The sequence below is a fragment of the Paenibacillus sp. Root444D2 genome, assembly GCF_001426375.1.
GTDB lineage: Bacteria > Bacillota > Bacilli > Paenibacillales > NBRC-103111 > Paenibacillus_E.
In genome coordinates, this window is the sequence record NZ_LMEO01000045.1 from 1,109,063 (window position 1) to 1,129,520 (window position 20,458).

Below are 20,458 nucleotides of genomic sequence, written 5' to 3' on the forward strand. Positions count from 1 at the left end.
GCGTTATCATTTTAAAAGGGGGATTACAAAATGAATGTAGCGCTCGAAACTAGAAACACCTATGAAGATTTCGCACTGGAGAAGGATATTATGTACTTCCGTGTCGGAGAACATGGGCTCGTCTCTTTCCATGGGAAAAACTATCACATTAAAAAACGCATGACCACTGAGCAAATTCAAGAAATTACTACAAATAGCTCCTTTTTCAAGGTCAATACGGATTGCTATGTGAATACAAGGAAGATTCTACAGATTCAGGATGGCAAAGTATTTTTCGAAATCAAGGGTGCTGATTCCAAATTCGCATCGATTACGAAGCTTCGCCAATTCCGACTGAAAGAAATCGTGCAGCAGCACAAAACGGAAGCCGCTGCAGGTGAATCAGCAAAATAAAGAAACCTTCCTTAAGGCCAGCATTATAATAAACTACAGCGCCGCGAGGTTATACAGAAAAGGAGCTAACGAGAATCCTCGCTAGCTCCTTTTTGGTCGAATCCTATGATATTTTTGCGAGTGTTTCTTGTTGATGCTCACGGATAAGAAAGCGTATGTAGTCGACTGTTGTATCTTTCACCTTTTTGGCTTCTTCCAAAGTCGCGAAGCTGTACTCAGCATGATCTGTGCTTTCGTACTTCTTCAGCTCTTCATAGTTCATTCCAAGTGTGGAGAAGTTATAAACCAGTTCGTAGGGTGTCTTAATATCCACATTTTTCACGAAAATATCTTTGGAAAAGAATGAGCCTTGTTTCTCCACTTTAAAAATCACACGAAACGGCTTGTCTTTATCCGACACAAAGCACTTGATAACAACGTCGATTTCCATCGTTTTATAATCCACAGCGTTCGTAGGTTCCTGCTTTGGTGTATGCATCCATTTTTTCAAAAAGCCCAGCACAAGATTCCCTCCCCAATAACGACATGAATATAACTCATATTGTATCGGATACACCAACAATTGACAATCCAAAAAATGGTTATTTTTGCTATAAAAAATAACATTTCCTCTCATTTATGAGGCAGTTCCTATCTCTTCTAGTGATTTTCCAGGAGATTTCTTCCTATAATTCCAAATAATAATCAGACAAAGCACACCAGTTAACACTCCGCAACAGACGAAAGCCCCATTTGCACCATATCGATCTGCAACAAAACCAGCAAAAATACTTCCTATTGGCGTGGAGCCCGCAAATACAAGTGAATACACACTCATTACGCGCGCGCGATACTCTTCTTTGGCATGCATCTGAAGAGAAGAATTACTATTTGTTGCAAATATGATGTTGAAAAATCCAGTTAAAGCTAACAATCCACCACAGACCCAAACGGAGGTACTCAGTCCATTTAAGACCAAACAAACCGCAACTACTAAGCTAGCTACAATACTTAATTTCAGCATTGGCCCTTGCTTACTGCGAAATGACATCGTAAGAGCCCCCGCGAAAGAACCTACTCCCAGACATGACATTAACGTGCCATACGTCGTCTCTCCCATGTGCAGCACACTTTTAGTAAAAACCGGAATGAGTACATTAAAGTTAAAAGCAAGCGTCCCGATCACCGTTACGAGAAGCACAGTCTGTGCTAGTAAGGGATCCCTCGCAATATAGACAATTCCATCTTTAATTTCCTTCATTATTCCATCGCGTGAGTTCTTCTTCCTAACATAAGGTGCTGCTTGAATATGAAACAATCCATACAGAACAGCTAGGAAGCTAACCCCATTGAGCAAGAAACACCAACCAGCACCCAGCCAAGCCATCATCACCGCACCAATAGCAGGCCCAACGATTCTTGCCATGTTAAATGTCGTTGAATTAAGAGCTATGGCATTCATAAGGTCTTCTTTTCCCACAATTTCTATATTAAACGACTGTCTTGTTGGCATATCCAGCGTGTTATTAAGTCCAAGCAGCAGCGCTAGCACAATAATGTAGCTGTACTTTACCGTATCCGTCAAGACGAGTATAGCTAACGTAAAGGCTAGAATCATCGCGACCGTTTGGGTAACAAGCAGGATGTTCTTCTTTGGAAACTTATCGACAATAATGCCTGCAAACAAGGAAAATAAAAGAATGGGGAGGAACTGACATGCCGCAACAATGCCAAGCTTAAGAGGCGAGCCAGTGATCGTTAGAACGAGCCAAGACTGCCCAATATTTTGCATCCATGTTCCAATGAGCGATACACACTGACCTAACCAAAGATACCGATAATTACGATGCGTTAAAGCATGAAAATGCTTATCGACAAACAGTGAACCTGCAAGCTTCATATTCATGACTTCACCTGCTCCTCTGCGAAACGGGACGCATTATCTCCCATTTTCTCCAAAATCGTCAAAGCCATTTGTTTCTCCTCATCTGTTAAACCATACGTAAGACGTTCTCGCCAATCTGTTAGGACCTTCCGCACATCACCCTTAATCAACAGCGCCTTTTCGGTTAGATGAACTTCGTTGCATCTCTTATCTTTTTTACTGACCGTGCGGGTTATGTAGCCTTGCTCTTCTAACTTTTTAAGCGCTTTTGCTGTCGTACCTTTATCAATCTTCAAATAATCCGCCAACTCTTCTTGCGTAAGACCATCTTCTTTATACAGCGCGTTGATGAAAATATGCTGTCCTCTGCCGATGTCGTATTTCTTCAAATGCTCGCCAATATACATCTGTCCGTAACGGTAAATGAGTGAGACCCACCTTGGTATCGAATTTCTTTTTTCGATCATAAACACGTCTCCTTCGTTTGAGCTGTAGTAATCTTCCGAATCGTTGCACTTGCTACTGTTTTATCATACGCCTGATTAGTTGCATGTGCAACTAATTTTCTCGCCTAATTTATGACCAAAGATAAGAGCGATATTACGGGCAGGAGCAACACCTACACCCTAACACCTAATACCCAGCACCTAACACCTAACACCCAACACCCAACACCCAACACCCAACACCCAACACCTAACACCTAACACCCACACCTAACACCCACACCTAACACCCACACCTACAAAAATATAGCCTACTTTGCTGCGGCTTCTTACTAAATTTGCTGCTATATCAGTGAGTTTTAGTTGGATAGGTAATTCCGAGGCATTAAGCATGTTTTTCATCACTAACGAGACTTGAATTCAATTTTTCATGCGTTTAACGATGAAAAACATCGTCTCAGACCATCTCTTTGGTCAAAAAATGTAAAACCGCCATCTTTAACGATGTTTTTCATCACTATGAGGGCAAAATTGGTCTTCTACCTCACTGTAGCGATGAAAATCATCGCTACAGTGAGGTAGAGAAGTCCCGATCCTGGGCGTTCAGCAATCTCCGAGCTTAAGGCAGTATTAAGGAAGGATAGGTGAAGCGAGGAATGAAGCAAACAAGAATAGGCTCGGAAAAMGAGCCTATTCTACCGTTGACTGAGATAGGCTCATTTTCCAAGCCTATCGTATGCGAAAACCCTAGCAAGGCAGGAATTGGCCACCTGCCAACAAGACAAAAAAGAGCAAACACCCAACAGCCTACGCTGCGTGGGTGTTTGCTCTTTATGTCCTAAAGAAACTTAATGCAAACCGGTCGCGATACCGCTACCGTTTGCCCTGTTTCACGCAGCATTCCAGTGTCCGCATCGATGCGGAATACTGTAATGCTGTTCGAGTCCTGGTTCGCCGCGAGGAGGAACTCCCCCTGCGGTGACAAAGCAAAGTTCCGCGGCGTCCGCCCGAGCGTCGCCTGCCAACCCACGACCGACAGCGTGCCGCTTTGTCGGTCAACTTCATAAACCGCGATACTATCGTGTCCGCGGTTAGATGCATACACATAACGGCCATCCTCGGAGAGATGGATGTCCGCACATGTACTTTCGCCGCTGAAGCCTTCCGGCAGCGTCGAAATGCTCTGCAGCGCGGTCAGAACTCCCGCGTCGGCCTCATAGCCCAGCACGGTAACCGTGCTGTCCAGCTCATTGATCGCGTACACGTACCGACTGTCCGCGCTATAAACCAAATGCCGCGGGCCTGCGCCCGGCTTCATCGCCGCATCGCCATGCGGCAGAAGCAAGCCGCTCTCCGCGTCGATACTGCTAACCACCAGCCGATCAAGGCCCAGATCGGCTGAAATCGCATACCGATTGTTCGGTGCCGGAACAATCGAGTGTGCATGCGGAGCCTCTTGGCGATCCGCACGCGGCCCTAATGGGCCTTCATGCTTCACCAACTGCGTATGCTCGCCAAGCCGCCCGTCCGCTTCTACCTGATAAACAGTGACGCTGCCGCTTGAATAATTCGCTACATACACTGTTCGGTTAGTCTGGTCCAAGCTGATATAACAAGGAGCAGCTCCGTCCGTAGGCTGCTGATTCAACTTCTTCAGCCTCCCGGTGCCGGCTTCTATCGCATAAGCTGCCGCGGAGCCTCCGAAACGACCATTATACGTTTCGGTCTCACTCACCGCATACAATATCGTCCGCGCATCATTCAGTGCAAGGAAGGAGGCATTCGGTAAATCCGTATACGATTCCACCAACCTCATTTCTCCGTTCAAAGGATTGAACGCATACAATGAAATCCCATTTGCATTGCGCTCATCTGTATAGGAACCCACATAGACATACAATTCTTTCTGTTCTCCTACTGACATTAGCAACCAGCCTCCACGATAGCGATTTCTGCTATAAATAGTGTCACTTCTATTGTACTCATTTCCTACTTCATCTCATAATCCTGCTTTCTTGACTTTACTACCCACCCGCATCTTACGCCAAACCGCAGTGATCACCATAGCAATCACCGCCCCATACAAAGCAAGCTCCATATCGTGGTGCGTATCCCAGGGATCACCTTGTGTTCCGAGGAACAACGTCCCAATCTCAGGAGCCACAAGCAGCGCCACCCACATTTCAATAAGCTCATAAAAAGCCCCCATTGCCAACACGATGACACAAGTAATCACATAAAGCCATTTACTGCCTAGCCGCGTCCATGCACTCATCGCTTCCCGAATCGGATAGGCAAGGAGCAATCCAAAGCTGAAATGCACCAAACGGTCATAATGATCACGTTCCGTATGAAGAATTAGCTTCAACCAAACATCCACCCAATTCTCGTTATACGAATAATGAGCCCCAAATGTATGCAGCAACAGGAACAAAGCAATCCATGCATAAGACAGATTTGTAAATGAAAAAAACTTATACGTACTTACAAGTCCAATTAGCGCTGCCCATATCAGCAGATTTTCCAGAACCCAGTCATACCTGCTGTAAGGCTCCACCGCCAGCCAAATCCATATCCCTACATACAGAACGATCATCATTTGCAAAAACCAGTTTTTAGTGAATGAAATGGTTTGCATGGCTTAGTCCCCCTTGTTATTTCTATAAACTCAGGTTACCTCGCCACTATCTTTTCCAAAAGTACTAACTTCAACTAGTACCTTTTTAAGACGTATTGAACAAGTCATACTTCACTTCAGAGAAGTTATGAATCATTTGCTCCTCCGCAGCTATGTTTCCAGTTCTTTTATCAACAACCTTGCGCCAAATTTCATTTTCACGATAGTTCCGGCCCTCTTTCTCAAGAAAACGGTGGTTTCTCTCCTCGATATGATAGGCATGCGGTAAAAGCACGTCACAATGTACAGACCCTTTCAAATGCTCATCCGTCAGCCACAACCGGAACTGGAAAGTATGCTGGGTAGCATTATAAATGCGCAGGTCGATATAATTGTAAAATACACTCGCTCCGCTCCCAAAAGGTAGAACCCGATGATCATCCGGAAATGGATCAAAGCTGTGGTGATGCCGCTCCACGACTTGAAGTGGGGTATGCAAAGCCATCCAAAATAGCAAATTGCCCAACTGGCATATCCCGCCTCCAACACCACGTTTCACACCGCCTTGCGATAACAGCAGGCCTTCTATGTAGCCTTTAGCCGACGTCGTTTTCCCAACTAATTTCCAGAAGGAAAAGGTTTCACCTGGTCGAATCACAATGCCATCCATACGTCCAACGCTGATCCGAAGATTTGTAATTTTGTTTTCTTGTAAAATAGGATCAGAAGAACCGAGCTTTCTTCGCAGTAAGGATTGGTGCTTTTTGCAAGTATAGGGAAGCGCATGGACAACTCTATGCTTAGCGTAGGTAATCGATGGATTCAAATTCTTGAAGTGCCGTTTAAGTCTCAACTGGGCAATTCGCAAGCGATAAAGCACGGGAAACAAGCTTAGTAACTTTTGCTTCATCCTATCCACCTTCCTTTTTCAACCAAAATAGGTTCATCCTGCAAGCTAATAAATCTCTAATTAAGATGTTCCATCCATCGATTTGGTTCAATGACTTAAGGCGTAATTTCCTAAGGACGAAGCTCGTAAAAAATCGGCGTTACCTCACTACCCTCATATACATGCAAAATATGGCTCTTATATTCCTTCATCTCAGATAACGTCGCGATCAAGAAAGCGTGAGAGGTATTTCCTTTCTCTACCTCTGTCTCTTTCTCTATCCCAAATCCAGTCTCAGCCCTTGTCTCTTCCACTATCTCTGCGTTGGTCCCCCCATCTCTTACCTCTTCCAAAGTAACATAAGCAAACCGCCCCCAAGGCGCAGCAGTAAGTCCAACTTGCGGATCAATCCAATAACGAATCTGGAGTCCGTAAAACCAAGCCATCTTCAAGGCCTGCTCGGCAAAAGCCCCTGTTCCATACAAGTGAATGGCACATGTCCCATTCTCTTTTACCCTTTGAATCGTCTCAAACAACATCACCTGGGTACCAAACCCATCTTGAAGCCGCAAATAGTATGTATATAAATAATACGGAAATCGTCTAGTCACAAGGCCCTGCGGCCAATTCGCATTCAAAATCGACGGCCCATAGTTACAGGAATTCAAAAATGCTTCAGGCCCCTGCGCGAACCATTCCTCGGCCACATCTTCACAAATCGGTGCAATGTACTCGGTACAGAAATTGTCCTGATGCGTTAAATCCCCCAGCAACCGCGCTTCGTCTGGTCTCGGCATATCGAGAACACGGTGCAGCGGCTTGCTCCACTCCACAGGCTGTAAGGATGCGCGCTGCAATCGCCCCTCTTTCTGCTGCAGCAGATAGGCATAATAACCTTGGAACGCCAAAGCACCTTCTTGGCATGCCCGTTTCATCGCATACTCTTCTTCTGTACGTTTCAGTTCTGCCGTAATCGGTCCAATTTGACCGAACTCACCTTCAGCATAACGCAGCGTCGAACCGAAATCGCCCATCATGAGCTCCTCCAAAAAAGCCGGCGTCCTTGCGATGCGTCTCCCCTCATCACTTCCCCCGCTACGCGAGCGCAGCATACTACGGATATCCATACCGCGCATGCTCAGTTCATCCAGCCGATTAGCGCCAACAGCAAGCAAATGCGTCATTTGCGGCTTATGTCCAGCTAAGCTTACGATTTTTTCTAATGATTTTTGTATGGTTCCATGAAAGCCAATATCGACCGTTACCAACCGTTCAGGCGAACCAAACTCTTGCTTCAAATAACTTACAAAAAGCTGCCTATGCCGCTGCACAGACGCCATAATCTTAGTTTGTATAGGTGCACTTCGTAGAAAACCCACAACTTGATCGTAGATCGAGCTTCCATTTTCGCCAACCATATACTTGCAATTTTCAATTCTTTCCTCCAAAAACGCTTCAAAATGAACGCCTTCCTCGCTGATATCGAGTACCTCGAGTAGCTCGCCTATTTCCAAACCGTGAATACCTAGCAAAAGCGCTAGCTCATCATCACCAAAGCTCTCCAGTCCTGCCAAAAAAGTAGCTTGTCTGGAAACATAGATCGGCTTAATCTGAAGGTCAATACCTCGAATACGCGCAGCATTTTCAAGCATCGGCGCTAACAAATAAGCTTCTCTCATTAGTGGATGAACAGTCTGGATGCCCTCATCCACGCATTGATCAATGACCCATTCACACAGGGCTTGCAAGAACGGTCCTATTACACTGGTACCTATCTTATAAAAAAAACGATCAAGCTCCCCCATTCCAACCGTCATATCCGAGGCTTCAGCTAACTTGCGCAGGGATTTCCATTCCGGCAGTACATGTCCATGTCTAACAAATTCCCAGTGCTGCAAGCTCTCGAAATGCTCAGGAACGACATGGTAGTGAATGCTCCTTATTTCTTCTTTGGAGGCACCTTCCACATCTGCGGCTATATTGTCGCCAATATGTACAATAGCGTGACTCGTGATCTTAGGGTAAAGTTCCTTCAACCTGGCGAATAAATGCCCCGATGACTTCCCTTCATGTTCCTCTGAAGAAACAAGCAATGTATCCACACTTGATAAATCTAGACCTGCTGATGAAAGAATCCAACGCAGCTGCGCTGAGGATAAATACATATCCGATAACAGCGCTACCGGAATCTGTTTGCTTTTACAAGCAGCTAACAATGACGCCACATGTGGGTTCACATAGCAAACTTCCGCCTCGATCTGGACTTCTATCTGAGCCATCTTATCCCTGTTGCAGATTCCTTCCGGCATCTCAGCATAAATGAGTTCCAAAGTGACCTCGCCAAAGCCCGTTGCGGCAGTTTGCCGATCACGAGCTTTGTTCTCAGCACGAATCCGCATCTCTTTGAAAGCAGCTGGCGTTATGGATGCCTTCAGGCAGCCAATACGGTGAGCTTTTTCAGCAACCAGAACAAAAACATCAGAGGGATTCGCACATGTACGAAATAATAGTGTATCGAAAATATCCAAACTGAGCAGCTCAATCGCGTCGATATCGCCAATCAAGCTGCTTAGAAAGCGATCTTTTTTCCATAAATGAAGATCAGTAAAGCTTATATTTGTATGCGGTACCTCCAGCATTAGGAACCTCCTTAATTATTCTTTGTAACTTATATTTGAGAAGTACACCAAAATTGAGGTAAGCTTAAAATACCATAATTCGGAGGTGCGCTTTTTCATGTCATTTCAGCCATTAGTATCCATTATTATCCCTACGTATAATCGCCAAATTGAACTCGCTGAGCTCGCAGAATCATTATACCGCCAAACGTACAAAAACCTGCAAATTATCATCGTTAACGATTGCGGCCCCTCCGTCGATTTCATTCAGGAATTATACCCGGAACTGGCTATTCAAATCATCAATATGCCGCAAAACTTGAAGCATGTTCATGCGCGCAACCGCGGATTGCAAGAGGTGAAAGGCGATTACATCATGCTTTGTGATGACGACGATCTGCTGCTTCCGATCCATATCGAGCGCATGCTGCAAGAAATTGAAGGCTATGACCTCGTCTATCCAGATGTAGAAATTTTCGATTATGTTTATGAAAATAACGCCCGTTCCATCACAGATCGGTTCGTTTTTGCTTATGAATTCGATGTGCCTGCGATGCGCAGGTTTTCGACCTTCTTTTCTTCCGGCTGTATATTTCGACCCGAGGTTATCAATGCTCTTGGCTCTTTTGACACGGACGTATTTCATTATTGGGACTGGGATTTCTTCTTACGGGCAACCGATCAATTCCGCGTGAAACGTGCGCCAATAGCCAGCGTACTCTATGCATTTTCGCAGCAAGGCAGCAGCAATATGTCAGGTCAATTAGACAATATGCGCCCCTTTTTGGACATGCTCTCAGCCAAGCATCAACTTGGTGAATTGCCAACGAAAAATTTCTTCCTCCTGCTGGAAGAACCGGAAGTAAAAGCGCGCCAAGCAGTGACCGAAATCATCTGGGACGGGAAACCGATTCGTTCTCGCTTATCCAAATAAGCTTTTGGCATAAAAGCTTCGAAACTCGCTTGGCGTCATTCCTTCATGTTCTTGAAACCGCTGGTTGAAATAACTCGCGCTGGCATAACCTGATTCCTTGGCGATGTCTTTGATCGGCCAGTTCTCCTTCTCAATTAAACGCTGCTTAGCAAATTGAATGCGGCAAAGTGTAATGAAGGAGAGTGGCGTCATAGACATGGCTTTACGAAACAATTTGCAGAAATAGTACGTACTTACGCCTGTGAGCTCCGCCCATTCTTCCAAGATGAACGGTTCACAGGCTTTTTGCTGCATGGAGGGAAGTAAGGCGAGAATGCGATCCACGGATTCCATCCCGCGATTTCCCGTTAAAGGCGCCGCATAGCTTATGAATTCGCACAATATCTTATACGTCAGCGTCGAGAGATTCGTTGTCCGAAGAATGCTATTCGTCTCTGCCTCCAGCAGCAGCTCGTGAAACGCTTCTTCAAGCTCATTCCAACGCTTTAACGTCCACAAGGTACGTAGAAATCCTCGTTCCAGCATAAACTCCTTGATATGATTTCCATAAAAATGAAACCACCGGACATCCCAAGGATCTTCCTTCGAGCTGTAGTATTTTTGTTCTTGGTACGGAAAATACAGAAAAGCATCCCCTTTTTGAATAGGATACTGTTCCCCCTCAATTTCGACGTACCCTTTACCTGAAACGATGAAATGCAAGCTAAATGTCTCGCACAACCCTTCGGGTCGATAGACAGAATGATTGGAGAGATCCTGATACCAGCCAACAGATTCTGGAAAAATGAAATGAGAAGATTGCTGCAATCTTGGCAGCATGACATGCCTTTGCATCTTTACGCCTCCTCTTCTAAATGACAATATTCCGATACTGGGTGCAATATATTATCATATTCATTTTAAATAACTCGTTTTATAATAACAATATACCGTTATCAAATATTTTACAAAAAGGAGAAGTGCTGTAATGACAAAGCTTCGTTGGGGAATTTTAGGTTGCGCCAATATAGCCATAAGGGCTTGTATTCCTGGTATCAAGCAGTCTCAAACTGGAATTGTAAGCGCTATTGCCAGCCGCAATTTACAGAAGTCACAGGAAACTGCGGCTAAGCTTGATATTCCTAAGGCTTATGGCAGTTATGAAGAATTGATCGAGGATCCAGATATTGATGCCTTGTACATACCGCTTCCGAACCATCTGCACAAAGAGTGGACGATTCGCGCTGCCCAGGCTGGAAAGCATGTACTTTGCGAGAAGCCAGCTTCTCTTACTTCAGATGATGTTCAAGAAATGGTCACGGCATGCGAACAAGCAGGGGTGCTTTTTGCCGAAGCCTTCATGTATAGACACCACCCGCGGTACGAGCGGATCAAAGCTATTATGGACTCCGGTGAAATCGGTGATATTCGCGGCATTCATGGAGTTTTTACCTTCAGTAATCCGGGAGATAGCAAAAATGTTCGCTTCGTACGCGAATGGGGAGGCGGCGCGCTCTATGACGTAGGCTGTTACCCATTAAGTGCAGCTAGAATGCTGTTAGGCAGAGAACCTGAGGCTGTAACCACCCATGCTTTCTTCTCACCTGAGCATGATAACGTCGATATGATGATGTCCGGCTTAGTTGAATTTAGCGGCAATGTCGCGCTAACCTTTGACTGCGGGATGTGGGCGGCTTTCAGAAATAATATTGAAGTGCTAGGCACACTGGGGCGCATTGAAATCCCTTCGGCTTTTATAACGCCAACTGAAGAATCTGGTCACTTTAAAGTATTTGTTGGAAATGAACAACGTGATGAAGAGGTTCCGTTCCTGAACCAATATTCCCTGCAAGCTGACGACATGGCTTATACTGCTTGGGGTGAGAAAGCTCCTCGCTTCCCAGCGAGTGATGCTGTTAGCAATATGAAAGTGATTGATGCGTGTCTGAAGTCAGCTAGAGAGCGTTCTAGAATTGTGATTAATCAATAATCATTCATACAAAGAAAGCAGGGATGATGTCATATGAAGCACATTCAAATTAAAGGATTAGATAAACCCGTATCTAAACTGATCATGGGATCGGACTTTTTTAGACTGGACAATGGTCAAGAAGTCAACGATATCCTTGGACATTATTTATCTATTGGCGGAAACACGATTGACACTGCCTTCATCTATTGCGGCGGCCAGAGCGAGCAAGCGCTTGGGATTTGGCTGGATGAAATGGGCAATCGCGATGATATCAATATCTTTACCAAGGGTGCACATCATGATGCTAACGGGCCCCGAGTGAATCCGGAAGCGATTCGCAGTGACCTGTTCACAAGTCTTGAGAGACTGCGCACTGACTATATTGATCTCTATGCGCTTCATCGCGATGACCCGGCAACACCTGTCGGCGTTATCCTCGAAGCACTGAATGAACATGTGGAAGCTGGAAGAATCCGCGCCTTTGGCGGGTCCAACTGGACACATGAACGTCTGCAAGAAGCTGCAGATTATGCCGAGCAGCACGGTCTGATTGGCTTCAGCTTTAGCAGCCCTAACCTGAGCCTCGCCAAAGCGAACGAGCCATTCTGGGCCGGCTGCGTCTCAACCGATGAAGAGGCGCTGCGCTGGCACGAAGCCAAGCAGTTTCCGCTGCTGTCCTGGTCTTCGCAGGCACGCGGATTTTTCACTGGACGGTTCACACCGGAGAACCGCGAAAACGCCGACCTCGTCCGTGTCTTCTACAGCGACGAGAACTGGACGCGGCTGCGCCGCGCCGAACAGCTGGCACAGGAAAAAGGCGTCAGCGCTATCCAAATCGCGCTCGCCTATGTGCTGAGCCAGCCGTTCCCGGCCTGCGCGCTCATTGGCCCGCGCAGCGAAGCCGAAATGCACTCATGCCGTGACGGCGCGCAGCTTGTGCTGACTCCGCAGGAGCTGGCATGGCTTGATCTGACCGCAGCTACTGTGTAGCAGCTGCGCACCTTTGCGGCACCGTTTGTGTGCCGCTTGAAACCCTCTCCCCCGGCCGATATATGGCCGGGGGAGAGGGTTTTATGTATGTACCCACATAATGGATATCAGCCGCTCGCCCTTCCAAACTCTCAAACTATTCACTTTCCACTTCCGCCTCCCACTCACTTTAGCGATGTAAATCATCGTTAACACAACCCATGACAATCAAACTACCCACTGCACGCTACTTTAACGCTATAAATCATCGCTACCGCAGCAAATTTCGCACTCCCACTCGCTTTAGCGATGTAAATCATCGTTAACACAACCCATGACAATCAAACTATCCACTGCAAGCTACTTTAACGCTATAAATCATCGCTACCACAGCAAATTTCGCACTCCCACTCACTTTAGCGATGTAAATCATCGTTAACACAACCCATAACAATCAAACTATCCACTGCAAGCTACTTTAACGCTATAAATCATCGCTACCGCAGCAAATTTCGTACTCCCACTTACTTTAGCGATGTAAATCATCGTTAAAGTAACCCATGATAACCAAACTACCCACTGCAAGCTACTTTAACACTATAAATCATCGCTACCGCAGCAAATTTCGCACTCCCACTCACTTTAGCGATGTAAATCATCGCTAAAGTAACACATGACAACCAAACTACCCACTGCTAGCTACTTTAACGCTATAAATCATCGCTACCGCAGCATATTTCGCACTCCCACTCACTTTAGCGATGTAAATCAACGTTAAAGCAACCCATGATAACCAAACTACCCACTGCAAGCTACTTTAACGCTGTAAATCATCACTACCGCAGCAAATTTCGCACTCCCACCCACTTTAGCGATGTAAATCATCGTTAAAGAAACCCATGATAACCAAACTACCCACTGCAAGTTACTTTAACACTATAAATCATCGCTATCGCAGCAAATTTCGCACTCCCACTCACTTTAGCGATGTAAATCAACGTTAAAGCAACCCATGATAACCAAACTACCCACTGCAAGCTACTTTAACACTATAAATCATCGCTATCGCAGCAAATTTCGCACTCCCACCCACTTTAGCGATGTAAATCATCGTTAACACAACCCATGACAATCAAACTACCCACTGCAAGCTACTTTAACGCTATAAATCATCGCTACCGCAGCAAATTTCGCACTCCCACTCACTTTAGCGATGTAAATCATCGCTAAAGTAACACATGACAAAACAACTACTCAAATAAGAGTCTCGGGGACTCTTATTTGAGTAGATTGAGCTTAAATTGGATTAAATCTGAGCAAATAAGAGCCTCTAGAGACTGCTATTTTTGCTTTTCTGGCACATTCCACTCAAATAAGAGTCTCTGAAAACTCTTATTTAGCAAATTGAGCTCAAATTGGATTAATTCTGAGCAGATAAGAGCCTCTAGAGACTGCTATTATTGCAATTCTGGCACTTTCCACTCAAATAAGAGTCTCTGAAGACTCTTATTTAGCAGATTGAGCTTAAATTGGATTAATTCTGAGCAGATATGAGCCTCTAGAGACTGCTATTATTGCAATTCTGGCACTTTCCACTCAAATAAGAGTCTCTGAAAACTCTTATTTAGCAAATTGAGCTCAAATTGGATTGAATCCGAGCAAATAAGAGCCTCTAGAGACTGCTAATTTTGCTATTCTGGCACTTTCCAATCAAATAAGAGTCTCTGAAAACTCTTATTTAGCAAATTGAGCTCAAATTGGATTAATTCTGAGCAGATAAGAGCCTCTAGAGACTGCTATTATTACAATTCTGGCACTTTCTACTCAAATATGAGCCTCTAGAGACTGCTATTAATGCTGTTCTGGCGCATTACGCTCCGCGCCTCCAATCTTCGACGCCATCCGATGGACGGCTTATCCATTGAATGATAAGATATAAGTAAGCGTTATCTACAGGAAGAATAAGGATCTGCTTTTAGGAGGTACCATGGGAAAGACAGACATTCGCCGCGATGCGATTATGCAAGCCATTAAAGATAAAGGCTCCATTGCCTTGACCGATATCGTCAAGCAGTTTGCTGTATCGGAAGCAACGGCTAGACGGGATCTTGAGATACTCGAACAAGAAAAGCGCTGCATCCGCACCTTTGGAGGCGCCGTGCTTGAAAGCTTGAAGGTCGAAGTCCCTTTTTTCAACAAAATGGACCTCTACACGGATGAGAAAAAAGAAATCGCCGACAAGGCGCTGCGCTATATTGAAGATGGCGATATTATCGGTTTAACCGGTGGAACGACAACGACATTTATCGCTAAAAAACTTAACCAATTCAAGAACCTAACCGTTATCACGAATGCGGTGAATATCGCCTATGAACTGATCGGAACGCCAGGGCTTCAGCTCATTCTAACGGGTGGAGTGATTCGCACCCAAACCTTCGAGCTGTCGGGACCACTCGCCAATGCAACGTTAGAAAATCTCAGCATTCGCAAAACTTTCATGGGTGTGGATGGTGTCTCGCTATCCCGCGGTATGATGATTTATAATGAGCTGGAAGCCGAGACCAATCGGCGCATGATGAAGCAGTCCATGGAAACTTACCTCGTTGCCGATCATTCCAAGTTCAGCAGAAGCTCCCTATTTGTGATAGGAGAAGTCCAAGAGACCATTGGGATTATAAGCGATTCAGCTATAACACCAGAAATGAAGCTTGCTTTCAAAGAAGCCGGAGCGCCATTTCTATAAAGAAATAAAAACGGAGCATCTTGGGATCATTCCTCCCGTAATGCTCCGTTTCTCTTTTAACAGCAGCGATTAATTTTGCCGCTTTCATAACGTTCATGAAGGGAAAGCATGTAAAACTCCTTTTCCGTCAATGGTGTCTCATTGGGATGATGATCCTGTTGATGCTTCAAGTATCTTTCATAGTCCGGGATATTGAAAATGACCTTGATTGTGGTGCTGACCTTGTTTGTAAAGCTTGTTATTTTTTTCATGGCATCAGGCTCCAAATGTGGATTGTACAAAAGGCGCTTCATTCAAGTGAGGTTTCTGCTTTTGAATCAAGATATTGTACCAAACCCGTAAAGAGATGATGATCATTAGAATGACTACAATACCGAAGAAGATCGTCAGCCCTGCATCGATATAGTTATTCGTCACAATCTGATGCATGACATCCATGTTCTTAGCAGGTGCGATGATTTGACCTTTGTCAATTCCTGCTTGGTATTTCTTCGCTGCCGCTATAAATCCTATTGCTGCATTATCCGAGAAAGCTTTTTGGAAGCCGGCGGTCAATGTCGTCACGGAGAGGAACGCAAAGGGAAGGATACCTACCCAAGCGTACCGGGCTTTGCCCATTTTAACTATAATCGTTACGGCTACGGCTAAGGCGATGGCAGCTAGCATTTGATTCGCGATTCCAAATAAAGCCCATAAGGAATTGATACCTCCGAACGGATCAATCGCCCCTTGATACAAGAAGTATCCCCAAGCCGAGCAAACAAGCAGCGAAGCAATGAAATTGTATTTGAAATCTTTCGTTTGGCCAAATGGCTTGTAGAAGTTACCTATCAAATCCTGCAGCATAAAACGTCCAACGCGCGTTCCAGCATCCACAGCTGTTAAGATAAAGACAGCTTCAAATAATATAGCGAAATGGTACCAGAATGCTTTGGCTCCATTTAGGAATGTTGAAAAAATCTCAGCCATACCTACGGCAAGCGTTGGTGCCCCGCCTGTTCTCGAAAGAATCGTTTTTTCACCGATTGCTTTTGCTGTGCTTGTAATCTGATCAGGAGTCAACGTGAAGCCCCATGATGAGATTTTGGCCGCGACGGCAGCCGGATCTGTTCCAATCGCAGCAGGTGAAGAGTTCATCGCGAAGTAAATTCCGGGCTCTAAGGAGCACGCAGCGATCAGTGCCATAACAGCGACGAAGGATTCTGCAGCCATACCAGCAAATCCGATAAAAGGGGCATGACTTTCTCTATCGATCATTTTCGGAGTCGTACCGGAAGAAATCAAAGAATGGAATCCGGAAACTGCGCCGCAAGCTATCGTAATGAATAAGAACGGGAATAAATTGCCGGAAAATACAGGACCTGTTCCATCAATAAATTTGGTCACAGCCGGCATTTTTAGATCCGGTAAAAGGACCATGATGCCGCCAGCAAGTAAGATGATAACACCGATTTTCAGAAAAGAGCTCAAATAGTCACGCGGTGCAAGAAGGACCCAAACCGGCAAAATGGAAGCTATTAGGCCATAAACGACCATTAAAATGGCGATTTGCGGAGCTGTGAAGGTAAACATTTGGGACAGCATGGGACTCTCCGCTACATACTGTCCTGACCATAAAGCAATCATCAATAAGACAAAACCAATGATGGAGCCCTCGATTACTTTACCAGGTCGAATATAACGCATATAAAAGCCCATAAATATGGCAATCGGCATGGTCATGGCAATCGTAAACAAGCCCCATGGTGATTCTGCTAGCGCTTTCACTACGACGAGCCCAAGAACAGCAACGATAATAATGAGGATCGCTAACGTTGCAATGGACGCTAACGTACCGCTGAATCGACCGACTTCGTCTTTGGCCATTTGACCCAGTGACTTTCCATCCCGACGCATGGATCCGACAAGGGTCACAAAGTCTTGTACGCAGCCAGCAAGAACGGCCCCGATAATAATCCAGAGAATGCTGGGTAAATACCCCATTTGCGCAGCTAATATCGGACCAACTAGCGGTCCTGCTCCAGCGATGGCCGCGAAATGGTGGCCAAAGAGAACATATTTATTCGTCGGGACGAAATCTTTGGAATCGTTATGAACATGTGCTGGGGTTGCCCGTTTGTCATTTAACTCGTAAATTTTCTTAGCAATGAACCGACTGTAAAAACGATAACCAAAAGCATACGTACAGATCGCCGCAATGATTAACCACACGGCCGAAATCTTCTCGCCACTCGAAAGCGCGAGCATAGCAAAACCTGCTGCACCTAGTGCCGCAATCGCTCCCCATATCACATACGAAGTAAACTTGTTTTTCAATGCCATCACTCCTAGTAAGTGTTTTTTCTTCAATTGACTCTTGGTTGATAACGCTTACAAGGAGTATAGCTTGTTTGGATTCCGAGTGAAACATCTGGAGCGCATCATGCCATAATGGGGCCTTATGATGTTAAATTTCGAGTTTCAAACGCAGCAGTTTCACATAATTTCGACTAACAGGTATGCTGCTTCGCAGCGCATCATCCATCCTCAGATTGTAGGCTCCGTTCACCCAGGTCTTCATCTCAACAATCGATGCCAGGTTGACAAGATAGCTTTTGTGGCAGCGAAAAAAACCAAATGGCTCCAGCTTTTGTTCCAGCTCTGCTAATGTATAGGAAACGTTATAGGTTTTATCGTGAAGATGAACCTGTACATGTTTGATTTCTTTGCTAATATACGTGATGTCTTTTGGGGGCACATAGATAATGCCATCATCCAATTCTAGTGCTAGCTTTGCACTGGTCATTCCAGTAGAAGGTTGGAACAAGGCGTCCTGTCCACTCTGTATTCGAATTTTACGCAGCTCTCGGAAGACGATAGCTAAATCTTCTTCGTCGTACGGCTTGAGCATATAGTGAAAAGCACGAAGCTTAAATGCATGGACGGCATATTGATCGTACGCAGTGGAGAACACTATCTTCACCTGCGGATTGATCTCTCCTACGATTTCTGCCACTTGAAGCCCGCTAAGATCCGGCATGTTCATATCGAGAAATAAGACATCCGGCGCTTGTTCTTTTACCTTCTTAATTGCATCCATTCCGCTGGTCGCCGGTGTCACCTTTTCTACATCTTCGCATTGCTCTAAGAGATATACTAATTCTTCCCTTGCCGGCGCTTCATCATCTGCGATCACGATATTCCAACCCACCAACCATCACCTCACCCAGAATCTAATTTTTGTACCTTCACCTGGCTTGCTCTCGATTTCAAGCGGATGCTCTCTTCCGTAATGGTAATTTAGACGCTGTTCAATATTTCGCAAAGCCATACCTGCGTGTTCCCCATGACTGTGAAGCCGGACAGTTTCTAGGCCAACACCATTGTCCTCGACGGTAATCCGCGCATGCAGCTTTCCGTCGTTTAGCTCCTCCTTCACAGCAAGCTTGATAACTCCGATTCCCTTTCTATTATTGATCCCGTGAACAATGGCGTTCTCGACAAGAGGTTGAATTGTAAACGGAGGTATCTGATGATCCAGTAACCTTTCATCAATATCAGCATAAAATTCCAGTTGATCCCCAAGACGTGATTTAATCAAACTGAGGTAAGACATGACCAATTCGTATTCGTCACGTATCGTGATCATGCGTTGGTTACCATGGCTCATGTTTTTACGTAAAAATTTAGATAAATGCATCACCATCTGACGGGCTTCTTCCGGCTTAGTGCGAATAAACGATTTGACTGTATTCAGCACATTAAACAGGAAGTGAGGATTCATCTGCGCCTGCAGCGAACGAATCTCCGCATCGGCCAGCAGCTGCGACTGTCTCTCGGACTCGACAAATGCATACTGCTGAGAAAGCAGACCAGCAAGCGAGGACAACATTCGTCTGCGAGATGGATTATCATCCTGCTCTCGTTCGAAATACAAGCGAAATTGCCCAATCGGATGCTGATTCGGAATATGAATGGACAGGTCGATCCAATGCTTTGTTTTTCTTCCCTCCGCTACCCATGCCGAGCCGTTCTTGCTGAAAAATGCACCGACTGCCTTCATCTCCTCATTCAAAACCTTCGCAATTTCACGTACCGCCTTCTCGAATTCCAATCGCCAAAGCGGCATCGTCATATCCGCGATTTGCAGTGCTTTGTGAGCATGCTCTGCGCCGATGCGATCCTCTTCGCGCTCCATCGTATTGTACAGCACGAAGTAAAGGGCTACCCCAATGCTGTTAGCAAGTGTCTGAGGTAAACCTATGAGCGAAACCAGGTTTAAAGCGTCCCCCCAGGGCTTAGCGAGTGCAAGAATGAGTGCCATTTGCAGCGCTTCAGCCATGAAGCCTACAAGAAACGCGAGTTGAATGGACGCCACCTTGCGGAAACGTTTCTTGAACGCATTGCGGCAGAGTCCAGCCAAGACACCTTGCAGAATAGGCGCAATCATACAGGCTACGGCTACGAATCCACCCAAGCTGTATCGATGAAGGCCGGCCGCTACACCAACGATGAGCCCGCTTTTCACACCGCCAAGTAAGCCCGCAATGACGACGCCAACGGTTCGTGCATTGGCAATGGCCGCTGTTGGGGAAACTTCACCGATCCATGGAGCCGGTCGATACGTATAGTCGGAAACCGTCACACCAGAGTAGGTGGCGAGAATCGCATAAGCAGTGAAAAAGAAAAGAAAACGCCACTGATAGGTCCTGTTACCTTGATAGCTCATATAACTTCGCATCCAACGGCTCCGAGAAAAGGCAAATGCAAGCGCTATCAGGAATCCAACCCTTTCAATCATATCGACGAACAACTGAAGCATCGTTCACACACCTTTTAATATCTTTTAAAGTAATCCTAGCAGAAATCGGGTGTCCTTGCAGTAAATTTAAACCTTATTACCCCTACTCCAACTATTCCCACGTGTAATCCTCAACCTTTCTTAATTCATTGATTGTAAACGTAAAAAGACCCGAGAGAAACCACTTTTTTCAAAGTGTCCATCTTCCGGGTCTTTGCTCGGTTTGTAGAAAACATGGTCTTTATTCCGTGCAC

General features: G+C 45.5%; 17 protein-coding genes. 5 read left to right on the forward strand and 12 right to left on the reverse strand.

What is annotated here, in order from left to right; all coding sequences use genetic code 11:
- Window positions 1-30 precede the first annotated feature (30 nt).
- Entirely contained in the window at window positions 31-393 is a 363-nt protein-coding gene (locus tag ASD40_RS26135) for a LytTR family transcriptional regulator DNA-binding domain-containing protein (protein WP_057306044.1), read from the forward strand.
- A gap of 103 nt (window positions 394-496) precedes the next feature.
- Here ASD40_RS26135 and ASD40_RS26140 read toward each other — a convergent pair whose 3' ends face one another.
- The 7 genes from ASD40_RS26140 to ASD40_RS26175 all read right to left on the reverse strand — a co-directional run bounded on the left by ASD40_RS26140 (window position 497) and on the right by ASD40_RS26175 (window position 8,848).
- A complete protein-coding gene (locus ASD40_RS26140; RefSeq protein WP_056836124.1) occupies window positions 497-895 on the reverse strand; it encodes a hypothetical protein in 399 nt (132 codons plus the stop codon).
- A 114-nt stretch (window positions 896-1,009) separates the two neighbouring features.
- On the reverse strand, window positions 1,010-2,278 hold the full coding sequence (locus tag ASD40_RS26145; protein ID WP_057306046.1) for an MFS transporter: 1,269 nt from the start codon (window positions 2,276-2,278) through the stop codon (window positions 1,010-1,012).
- Window positions 2,275-2,724, reverse strand: a complete 450-nt coding sequence (locus tag ASD40_RS26150) for a MarR family winged helix-turn-helix transcriptional regulator (protein WP_057306047.1) — start codon at window positions 2,722-2,724, stop codon at window positions 2,275-2,277. Before ASD40_RS26150 ends, ASD40_RS26145 begins: the two co-directional genes overlap by 4 nt.
- An 817-nt stretch (window positions 2,725-3,541) precedes the next feature.
- Entirely contained in the window at window positions 3,542-4,627 is a 1,086-nt protein-coding gene (locus ASD40_RS26160; protein ID WP_057306049.1) for a lactonase family protein, read from the reverse strand.
- A gap of 75 nt (window positions 4,628-4,702) precedes the next feature.
- Window positions 4,703-5,341, reverse strand: coding sequence for a DUF2238 domain-containing protein (locus tag ASD40_RS26165; RefSeq protein ID WP_057306050.1), 639 nt, complete (start codon window positions 5,339-5,341; stop codon window positions 4,703-4,705).
- An 85-nt stretch (window positions 5,342-5,426) separates the two neighbouring features.
- On the reverse strand, window positions 5,427-6,230 hold the full coding sequence (locus ASD40_RS26170) for a VanW family protein (RefSeq protein WP_057306051.1): 804 nt from the start codon (window positions 6,228-6,230) through the stop codon (window positions 5,427-5,429).
- 110 nt (window positions 6,231-6,340) lie between these two features.
- Window positions 6,341-8,848, reverse strand: a complete 2,508-nt coding sequence (locus tag ASD40_RS26175; protein WP_057306052.1) for an HAD family hydrolase — start codon at window positions 8,846-8,848, stop codon at window positions 6,341-6,343.
- A 97-nt stretch (window positions 8,849-8,945) separates the two neighbouring features.
- Between ASD40_RS26175 and ASD40_RS26180 the strand changes: the two genes are divergently transcribed.
- The gene (locus tag ASD40_RS26180; RefSeq protein ID WP_057306053.1) at window positions 8,946-9,761 is read left to right on the forward strand and encodes a glycosyltransferase family 2 protein; all 816 of its coding nucleotides are present in this window, start codon (window positions 8,946-8,948) and stop codon (window positions 9,759-9,761) included.
- Here the strand turns inward: ASD40_RS26180 and ASD40_RS26185 are convergent.
- A complete protein-coding gene (locus ASD40_RS26185) occupies window positions 9,750-10,595 on the reverse strand; it encodes a helix-turn-helix transcriptional regulator (protein ID WP_057306054.1) in 846 nt (281 codons plus the stop codon). The genes ASD40_RS26180 and ASD40_RS26185 overlap by 12 nt on opposite strands.
- Window positions 10,596-10,728: 133 nt before the next feature.
- Between ASD40_RS26185 and ASD40_RS26190 the strand changes: the two genes are divergently transcribed.
- The 3 genes from ASD40_RS26190 to ASD40_RS26200 all read left to right on the forward strand — a co-directional run bounded on the left by ASD40_RS26190 (window position 10,729) and on the right by ASD40_RS26200 (window position 15,424).
- Window positions 10,729-11,730 carry a Gfo/Idh/MocA family protein gene (locus ASD40_RS26190; protein ID WP_057306055.1) on the forward strand — a complete coding sequence of 334 codons (1,002 nt, stop codon included), beginning with the start codon at window positions 10,729-10,731 and terminating at the stop codon, window positions 11,728-11,730.
- 33 nt (window positions 11,731-11,763) lie between these two features.
- Entirely contained in the window at window positions 11,764-12,702 is a 939-nt protein-coding gene (locus ASD40_RS26195) for an aldo/keto reductase (protein WP_057306056.1), read from the forward strand.
- A 1,966-nt stretch (window positions 12,703-14,668) separates the two neighbouring features.
- Complete coding sequence (locus ASD40_RS26200; RefSeq protein ID WP_057306057.1) at window positions 14,669-15,424, forward strand: DeoR/GlpR family DNA-binding transcription regulator; 756 nt, start codon at window positions 14,669-14,671, stop codon at window positions 15,422-15,424.
- Window positions 15,425-15,480: 56 nt separating this feature from the next.
- Here ASD40_RS26200 and ASD40_RS26205 read toward each other — a convergent pair whose 3' ends face one another.
- The 4 genes from ASD40_RS26205 to ASD40_RS26220 all read right to left on the reverse strand — a co-directional run bounded on the left by ASD40_RS26205 (window position 15,481) and on the right by ASD40_RS26220 (window position 20,225).
- On the reverse strand, window positions 15,481-15,675 hold the full coding sequence (locus tag ASD40_RS26205) for a CstA-like transporter-associated (seleno)protein (protein WP_057306058.1): 195 nt from the start codon (window positions 15,673-15,675) through the stop codon (window positions 15,481-15,483).
- 4 nt (window positions 15,676-15,679) lie between these two features.
- Window positions 15,680-17,671 carry a carbon starvation CstA family protein gene (locus ASD40_RS26210; protein WP_235549417.1) on the reverse strand — a complete coding sequence of 664 codons (1,992 nt, stop codon included), beginning with the start codon at window positions 17,669-17,671 and terminating at the stop codon, window positions 15,680-15,682.
- Between the two features lie 199 nt (window positions 17,672-17,870).
- Entirely contained in the window at window positions 17,871-18,614 is a 744-nt protein-coding gene (locus ASD40_RS26215; protein ID WP_057306060.1) for a LytR/AlgR family response regulator transcription factor, read from the reverse strand.
- A gap of 6 nt (window positions 18,615-18,620) precedes the next feature.
- Window positions 18,621-20,225, reverse strand: a complete 1,605-nt coding sequence (locus tag ASD40_RS26220) for a LytS/YhcK type 5TM receptor domain-containing protein (RefSeq protein WP_057306061.1) — start codon at window positions 20,223-20,225, stop codon at window positions 18,621-18,623.
- Window positions 20,226-20,458 lie beyond the last annotated feature (233 nt).